Source organism: Mycobacterium sp., assembly GCF_035653355.1.
Lineage (GTDB): Bacteria > Actinomycetota > Actinomycetes > Mycobacteriales > Mycobacteriaceae > Mycobacterium.
This window is the reverse complement of the sequence record NZ_DASRBZ010000497.1, coordinates 1-8,323: the sequence shown is the minus strand read 5'-3', so window position 1 is coordinate 8,323 and position 8,323 is coordinate 1. Positions and strand designations below refer to the sequence as shown.

The window sequence follows — 8,323 nt, the reverse complement described above, 5'->3', positions numbered from 1 at the left end:
CGATCCTCAATCCTTCGGTTCCGGAAGTGAAGATCGGCTACGACTTCGCCGGGCCTCCGACCGTGGCGCGCGTGCTGTTCGACTGGCGGTTCGACCTGGTTTTCGGGACGGCGGCACTGGTGTTCGCCGGGCTGTACGCGGCGGCGGTGCTGCGGTTGCGCCGTCGCGGTGATCGCTGGCCGCGGGGCCGCACCGTGGCGTGGCTGCTGGGCTGTGCGGCGATGCTGTTCGCGACGTCATCGGGGGTGGGCCGCTACATGCCGGCCATGTTCAGCATGCACATGGCCGCCCACATGCTGTTGTCCATGTTGGCTCCGATCTTGCTGGTGCTCGGCGCTCCGGTCACCCTGGCACTGCGGGCGTTGCCCGCCGCCGGGCGCGACGAGCCACCGGGCATGCGCGAATGGCTGCTGGCCGCGCTGCACAGTCGGCTATCGCAAGTCCTCACCAACCCGGTCGTGGCGACGCTGCTGTTCGTGTCCGGTTTCTACGGGCTGTACTTCGGCGGGATTTTCGACGCCGCAGCCGGCAGCCATTTCGGCCACCTACTGATGAACGTGCACTTCCTGCTCAGCGGCTACCTCTTCTACTGGGTCGTGATCGGCATCGATCCGACGCCGCGGCCGATCCCCCCGCTGGCCAAGGTAGCGGTGATGTTCGCGTCGTTGCCGCTGCATGCGTTCTTTGGCGTGGTGCTGATGAGCACGCGGAGCGTCCTCGGTGAAAGCTTCTATCGCTCCCTGCGACTGAGCTGGCATAGCGATCTGCTGGGTGACCAGCGGCTGGGCGGCGCGATCGCGTGGGCGGCGGGGGAGATACCACTGGTGATCGTCATGATCGCGCTGCTTGTGCAATGGACCCGTAGCGATCGCCGGACCGCAAAGCGGCTGGACCGGGCGGCCGAACGCGACGATGACGCGGAGCTGGCCGCCTACAACGCGATGCTTGCGGAGCTGGCCCGCCGCGACGCGTCGAGACAGCGATAGCGGCGGGAGTCTCTGGGGAGCACATCACACCGTTTGCCCGCCTACCAGCGATTGCTTGGCGGAGATGCCGGCGGCCGGCGAAACAAATCGCTGATAGGCGGGGACCGACCATGACTCCTGTGCACAGCAAGCCGCTGACGACCCAGCCGGGACGCGACTGCGGTTATCCCCAAACGCGCCTTTCTCCACAGACGGCACCCAGTTCAGGTCTGGGCAACTGCTGCTGTCGGCGGTCGGGAGCTGAATAGGACCGACACCGGCGGTGTCACGTCACCGGGATTGCCCGCTCATCGACGAGCACCGCCTCTTCAGGAAAGGAATGACCAATGTTCGAAACCTTTGTGACCGTCGTGGGCAACATAGTCAACGATCCTCAGCGCCGCCAGGTCGGCGATCAGGAGGTGATGAAGTTCCGGGTCGCCAGCAATTCACGTCGGCGGGGCACCGACGGCAGGTGGGAAGCCGGCAACTCTCTGTTCGTCACGGTCAACTGCTGGGGACAGCGGCTGGTATCGGGGGTAGGTGCGTCTTTGGGCAAGGGCTCGCCGGTGATCGTCGCGGGCCACATCTACACCAGCGAGTACGAGGACCGCGACGGCAATCGACGCTCGACGTTGGAGATGCGTGCCACTTCTGTCGGTCCGGACCTCTCGCGCTGCATTGCCCGCATCGAGAAGACGGTGGCCGCCGGAACGGACGCCGCACCAGCATCCTCAGCGGAACCCAGCGCTGATCCGAGCGAGGATGACGCAGATCACTCCGACAGCGCGGACAGCGTCGCCGAGGGTGGTACCCGGTTGCCGCTGTCGGCTTAGCCCGCGCTGCGGTGCCTAGGATGGTCCGCGAGCAATCGTGCAAGACCAGAGAGGTAGCACCGCGGAATGGCTGAATTCATCTACACGATGAGGAAGGTCCGCAAGGCGCACGGCGACAAAGTCATCCTGGACGACGTCACGCTGAGCTTCCTGCCGGGAGCGAAGATCGGCGTCGTCGGACCCAATGGGGCGGGCAAGTCGAGCGTCTTGCGGATCATGGCCGGATTGGACAAGCCGAATAACGGTGACGCTTTTCTGGCCACCGGTGCAACGGTAGGCATCCTGGAGCAGGAGCCGCCGCTGAACGAGGAGAAGACGGTCCGCGGCAACGTCGAGGAAGGCCTGGGTGACCTCAAGGTCAAACTGGACCGGTTCAATGAGGTCGCCGAGCTCATGGCCACCGACTACTCCGATGAGCTGATGGAGGAAATGGGCCGGCTGCAAGAGGAGCTCGATCATGCCGGCGCCTGGGACATCGACTCGCAGCTCGAGCAGGCGATGGACGCGTTGCGCTGCCCACCGCCCGACGAACCGGTATCCCACCTGTCCGGGGGCGAGCGCCGCCGGGTGGCGCTGTGCAAGCTGCTGCTCTCCAAGCCCGACCTGCTGCTGCTCGACGAGCCGACCAACCATCTCGACGCCGAAAGCGTGCAGTGGCTCGAACAGCACCTGGCCGCCTACAACGGTGCGATTTTGGCAGTCACCCACGACCGCTACTTCCTCGACAACGTCGCCGAATGGATCTTGGAACTCGACCGGGGCCGTGCTTACCCCTACGAGGGCAACTACTCCACCTACCTCGAGAAGAAGGCCGAGCGGCTGGCGGTGCAGGGCCGCAAGGACGCCAAGCTGCAAAAGCGGCTACAAGAAGAGCTGGCCTGGGTGCGCTCCGGCGCCAAGGCCCGCCAGGCCAAGAGCAAAGCCCGGCTGCAGCGCTACGAGGAAATGGCCGCCGAGGCGGAAAAGACCCGCAAGCTCGACTTCGAAGAGATCCAGATCCCAGCCGGGCCACGGTTGGGCACGCTGGTGGTCGAGGTCGAGCACCTCGACAAGGGCTTCGAGGGTCGCACCCTGATCAAGGACTTGTCCTTCAGCCTGCCCCGAAACGGCATCGTCGGCGTCATCGGCCCTAACGGGGTCGGCAAAACCACCCTGTTCAAGACGATCGTCGGGCTCGAGCCACCCGACAGCGGCACGGTCAAGATCGGCGAGAGCGTCAAGATCAGCTATGTCGACCAGGCCCGCGCCGGTATCGACCCCAAGAAGACGGTGTGGGAAGTGGTCTCCGACGGGCTGGACTACATCGAGGTTGGTCACAACGAAATGCCCTCGCGCGCCTACGTGTCGGCGTTCGGGTTCAAGGGCCCGGACCAACAGAAACCGGCCGGCGTACTTTCCGGCGGCGAACGTAATAGGCTGAACCTGGCGCTCACGCTCAAGCAGGGCGGAAACCTGATCCTGCTGGACGAGCCGACCAACGACCTCGACGTCGAGACGCTCGGCTCCCTGGAGAACGCGCTGGTGAACTTCCCCGGCTGCGCCGTGGTGATCTCCCACGACCGGTGGTTCCTGGACCGCACCTGCACGCACATCCTGGCCTGGGAGGGCGACGCCGACAACGAGGCGAAATGGTTCTGGTTCGAGGGCAACTTCGGCGCCTACGAGGAAAACAAAATCGAACGGCTCGGCCTTGAGGCCGCCCGACCGCATAGAGTGACCTACCGCCGGCTGACCCGCGACTAATGTCGGCTGCACCAGCGCTGGCCTTGGTGCTGAGGCAGGAGCAGGCGGTATGACGGTCGATCCACCGGCCACCAGCCTGCAAGGCGGTGTCGACTGGACGACCTTCACCCGTGACGAAGACGTCCCGGACTGGATCACTAAGGCCTACACCGACACCTACCGCGGCCCGCACGGCGACGAACCCGAGTTAGATGCGCAGTCGTCCGCGGCGGGTCCCGGCGAGCACCCGTCGCCGACGGCACTGCTCACGCCAGGCCTGCTGAGCGCGCACTACCGGCTTGGCCGGCACCGGCCGGCTGGGGAAAGTCGGGTTGCGGTGTATGCGGCCGACGACCCGACCGGCTTCGGTCCCGCGCTACAGGTGATCACCGACCACGGAACCATGCTGATGGATTCCGTCACCGTGTTGCTGCACCGGCTCGGCGTCGCCTACCTGGCGATCATGAATCCGGTTTTCGAAGTGCGTCGTAGCTCCCGCGGAGACTTGTTGAGCGTCGAGCCGCGAAACGGTGGCACTGAAAGCGTCGACGAGACGTGGATCCATGTCCAGCTCTCGCCGTCGGTCGACCAGAACGCGCTCGCCGAGGCTGAACGCCTGCTGCCGCGCGTGCTCGCCGATGTCCGCCAAGTCGCCACGGACTCCGCCGAAATGATTGCCACCCTCAACGAGCTGGCCAACGACGTCGACGTGAACCTCGACGGCCACTACGACCGGCCGGACAGACAAGACGTAGCCGCGCTGTTGCGCTGGCTGGCCGACGGAAATTTTGTGCTGCTGGGCTATCAGCTCTGCCTGGTGCGCGACGGGACGGTGTCTGGCGATGAGGGCAGCGGTCTTGGCGTGCTGCGTGGGCGTAAGCGTTCCCGTCCCCGTCTGACCGACGACAACAAATTGCTGGGTTTGGCGCAGACCACGGTTGCCAGCTATTTGCGCTACGGCGCATACCCGCATGTCGTGGCGGTGCGGGAAAACGCGCAGGGCGGCGTGGTGGAGCACCGCTTCGTCGGGCTCTTCACGATTTCTGCGATGAATGCCAACGTGCTGGAAATCCCGGTGGCCTCGACCCGGGTTCATGAGGCGCTCGCGTTGGCGGCACGCGATCCCAGCCATCCGGGTCAACTGCTGCTCGACGTCATCCAGACCGTTCCGCGATCTGAACTATTCGCGTTGAGCGCGGAGCAGCTGCTGAAAATGGCGACGGCCGTGGTCGATCTCGGATCGCAACGCCACACGCTGCTGTTCCTGCGCGCCGATCGGCTCGAGCACTTCGTTTCATGCTTGGTCTACCTACCCCGAGACCGATACACCACAGCTGTCCGCCACAAAATCGAGCACATCCTGGTGCGTGAGTTCGGTGGTACCAGTCTGGAATTCGCCGCTCGGGTCAGTGAATCGCCTTGGGCATTGTTGCATTTCATGGTTCGTTTGGCGGACAAATCCGGGTTGCGCGGCGTCGACATCTCTGAAGCCAACCGGGTACGTATTGAAGAACTGCTGACCGAAGCTACCCGAACATGGTCCGACCGGCTGATGAGTGCCGCGACCGGATCGGTTGCTCAACGTCTAGCCGAGCACTACGCGACCGCCTTCCCCGAGGCCTACAAACAGGTCGTCAGTCCCGGCGATGCGATCACCGACATCGGCATCATCGAAGGGCTGTCCGACGACTCGGTCAAGCTGGTGTTGTCTGAACACGACTACGACGACACCGCCCGGCTGACTTGGTATCTCGGCGGGCGAACGGCCTCACTGAGTCAGCTGCTTCCGATGCTGCAGTCGATGGGCGTGGTGGTGCTCGAGGAGCGGCCATTTACCGTCACCCGGCCTGACGGACTGACGGTGTGGATTTACCAGTTCAAGATCACGCCGCAGCCGACCGTCCCGCTGCCGGCGCCGGGCCCGGAGCGTGAGGCCACGGCGCGGCGGTTCTCCGAGGCGGTCACCGCGATCTGGCAGGGTCGGGTCGAAATCGACCGGTTCAACGAGCTAGTACTGCGCGCGGGGCTGACGTGGCAGCAAGTTACGGTATTGCGCAGCTACGCCAAATACCTGCGGCAAGCCGGCTTCCCGTACAGCCAGTCGCACATCGAATCGATCGTCAACGAAAACCCGCACACCGCAGGGTCATTAATCGCGCTGTTCGAGGCGCTGTTCGATCAAGATCCCTCCGGTTCGCCGAAAAAGCGTGACGCACAAGCGGCCGTCGCCGCGGTGACCGCTGACATCGATGCTCTGGTGAGCTTGGACACCGACCGTGTGTTGCGCGCATTCGCCTCGCTGATCCAGGCCACGCTGCGCACCAATTACTTTGTGACGCACGAAGGTTCAGCCCGCAGCCAGGGTGTGCTGGCGGTGAAGCTGGACGCCCCGCTGGTCGCCGAGCTGCCGCTGCCGCGACCCAAGTTCGAGATCTTCGTGTACTCACCCCGCGTCGAAGGTGTGCATCTGAGATTCGGCCATGTCGCGCGCGGCGGGCTGCGTTGGTCGGATCGTCGCGAGGATTTCCGCACCGAGATTCTTGGTCTGGTCAAGGCGCAGGCAGTCAAGAATGCTGTGATTGTGCCGGTCGGGGCCAAGGGCGGGTTCGTCGTCAAGCGGCCGCCGTTGACCACTGGCGATGCCGCCACTGACCGCGACGCCATCCGCAATGAAGGCATTGCGTGCTACAAGCTGTTCATTTCGGGGTTGCTTGACGTCACTGACAACGTGGACCACACGACCGGCGAGGTCAGCGCCCCGCCCGGAGTGGTGCGGCGCGATGGCGACGACGCCTACCTGGTGGTGGCCGCCGACAAAGGCACCGCCACGTTCTCCGACATCGCCAACGACGTCGCGAAGTCCTACGGGTTCTGGCTCGGTGACGCGTTCGCCTCCGGTGGCTCGGTCGGCTACGACCACAAGGCGATGGGCATCACCGCAAGGGGCACTTGGGAATCGGTTAAACGGCATTTCCGGGAGATGGGCGTCGACACCCAGACCGAGGACTTCACCGTGGTCGGCATCGGCGACATGAGCGGTGACGTGTTCGGCAACGGCATGCTGCTGTCCAAGCACATTCGGCTGCTGGCCGCCTTCGACCACCGTCACATCTTCTTGGACCCGGACCCAGACACCGCACGGTCGTGGGAAGAACGGCGACGGTTGTTTGAGCTGCCGCGCTCCAGCTGGGACGACTACGACAAGTCGCTGATCAGCGATGGCGGCGGGGTCTATAGCCGTGCGCACAAAGCCATCCCGATCAGCGACCAAGTGCGTGCCGCGCTGGGTATCGACGACGACGTCGGCGAGATGACACCGCCGAACTTGATCCGAGCGATTCTTCGCGCACCGGTGGACCTGTTGTACAACGGGGGTATCGGCACCTACATCAAAGCCGAGACGGAGTCTGACGTCGACGTCGGCGACCGGGCCAACGACCCGGTGCGGATCAACGCCAACGAGGTGCGGGCCAAGGTAATCGCCGAGGGCGGCAACCTCGGTGTGACCGCGCTAGGCCGAGTCGAGTACGACCTGTGCGGGGGCCGGATCAACACCGACGCGCTGGACAACTCGGCCGGTGTGGACTGTTCTGACCACGAGGTCAACATCAAGATCCTGATCGACTCGCTGATCACAGCCGGCAAGGTCAAACCGGAAGACCGTACACAACTTCTGGAGTCGATGACGGACGAGGTCGCCGAGCTGGTGCTGACCGACAACTCCGACCAAAACGATCTGATGGGCACCAGCCGGGCCAACGCGGCCAGTCTGCTGAACGTTCATGAGCGGCAGATCAGGCAACTGGTTGCCGAACGCGGCCTGAGCCGAGAGCTCGAGGCGCTGCCATCGGAGAAGGAGATTTACCGGCGTGCCGAGGCCGGCATTGGGCTCACCTCACCGGAACTCGCGACGCTGATGGCGCATGTGAAGCTGGCGCTCAAAGACGAGGTGTTGGCCACCGATCTGCCCGATCAGGAAGTCTTCGCCGCCCGATTGCCGCGCTATTTTCCGTCGGTGCTCGGCGAGCGCTTTCGCCAGGAGATCCGCACGCACCAGCTGCGCCGCGAAATCGTGACCACAATGCTGGTCAACGACCTCATCGACACGGCCGGCATCACCTATGCCTACCGAATCACTGAAGACGTCGGCGTCAAACCCGTTGATGCGGTGCGCACCTACGTCGCCACTGATGCCATCTTCGGAATAGAGAAGTTGTGGCGGCAGATCCGCGCGGCGGACATGCCCGTGGCGACATCGGACCGGATGACGTTGGACACTCGCCGGTTGATCGATCGCGCGGGACGCTGGCTGCTGAACTACCGCCCGCAGCCGCTGGCCGTGGGCGCCGAGATCAACCGATTCGCGAAGAAGGTGGAAGCGCTGACGCCGCGGATGTCGGAGTGGTTGCGCGGTGACGACAAAGCCATCGTGGAAAAGGAAGCTCGAGAATTCGCTTCCCAAGGGTCATCCAAAGAGCTGGCGTACCGGGTCGCCACGGGTCTGTACCGCTTCAGCTTGCTCGACATCATTGATATCGCCGACATCGAAGATCGCGATCCCGCCGAGGTCGCCGACACCTACTTCGCGTTGATGGACCGCCTGGGGACCGACGGTCTGCTGACCGCGATATCGGCGCTTCCCCGAGATGACCGGTGGCAGTCGTTGGCGCGCTTGGCGATTCGCGACGACATTTATGCCTCGCTGCGGGCGTTGTGCTTCGATGTGCTCGCAGTGGGGGAGCCCGACGAAAGCGGCGAAGAGAAGATCGCCGAATGGGAACACACCAGTGCGTCCAGGGT

At 64.3% G+C, this 8,323-nt stretch carries 4 protein-coding genes; all 4 read left to right on the top strand.

Going from position 1 to position 8,323, the window contains the following annotated elements; all coding sequences use genetic code 11:
• On the top strand, positions 1-986 hold a 986-nt coding region (locus VFA16_RS17095; RefSeq protein ID WP_324968958.1), incomplete at its 5' end, for a cytochrome c oxidase assembly protein.
• A 326-nt stretch (positions 987-1,312) separates the two neighbouring features.
• Complete coding sequence (gene ssb, locus VFA16_RS17090) at positions 1,313-1,801, top strand: single-stranded DNA-binding protein (protein ID WP_324968957.1); 489 nt, start codon at positions 1,313-1,315, stop codon at positions 1,799-1,801.
• 66 nt (positions 1,802-1,867) lie between these two features.
• On the top strand, positions 1,868-3,544 hold the full coding sequence (gene ettA / locus VFA16_RS17085; protein WP_324968956.1) for an energy-dependent translational throttle protein EttA: 1,677 nt from the start codon (positions 1,868-1,870) through the stop codon (positions 3,542-3,544).
• Positions 3,545-3,593: 49 nt separating this feature from the next.
• On the top strand, positions 3,594-8,323 hold a 4,730-nt coding region (locus VFA16_RS17080; RefSeq protein WP_324968955.1), incomplete at its 3' end, for an NAD-glutamate dehydrogenase.

What these genes read in the sequence shown, in the direction of transcription:
- ssb (WP_324968957.1), top strand. Translation starts at nt 1,313, where the DNA reads ATGTTCGAAACCTTTGTGACCGTCGTGGGCAACATAGTCAACGATCCT.
- ettA (WP_324968956.1), top strand. Translation starts at nt 1,868, where the DNA reads ATGGCTGAATTCATCTACACGATGAGGAAGGTCCGCAAGGCGCACGGC.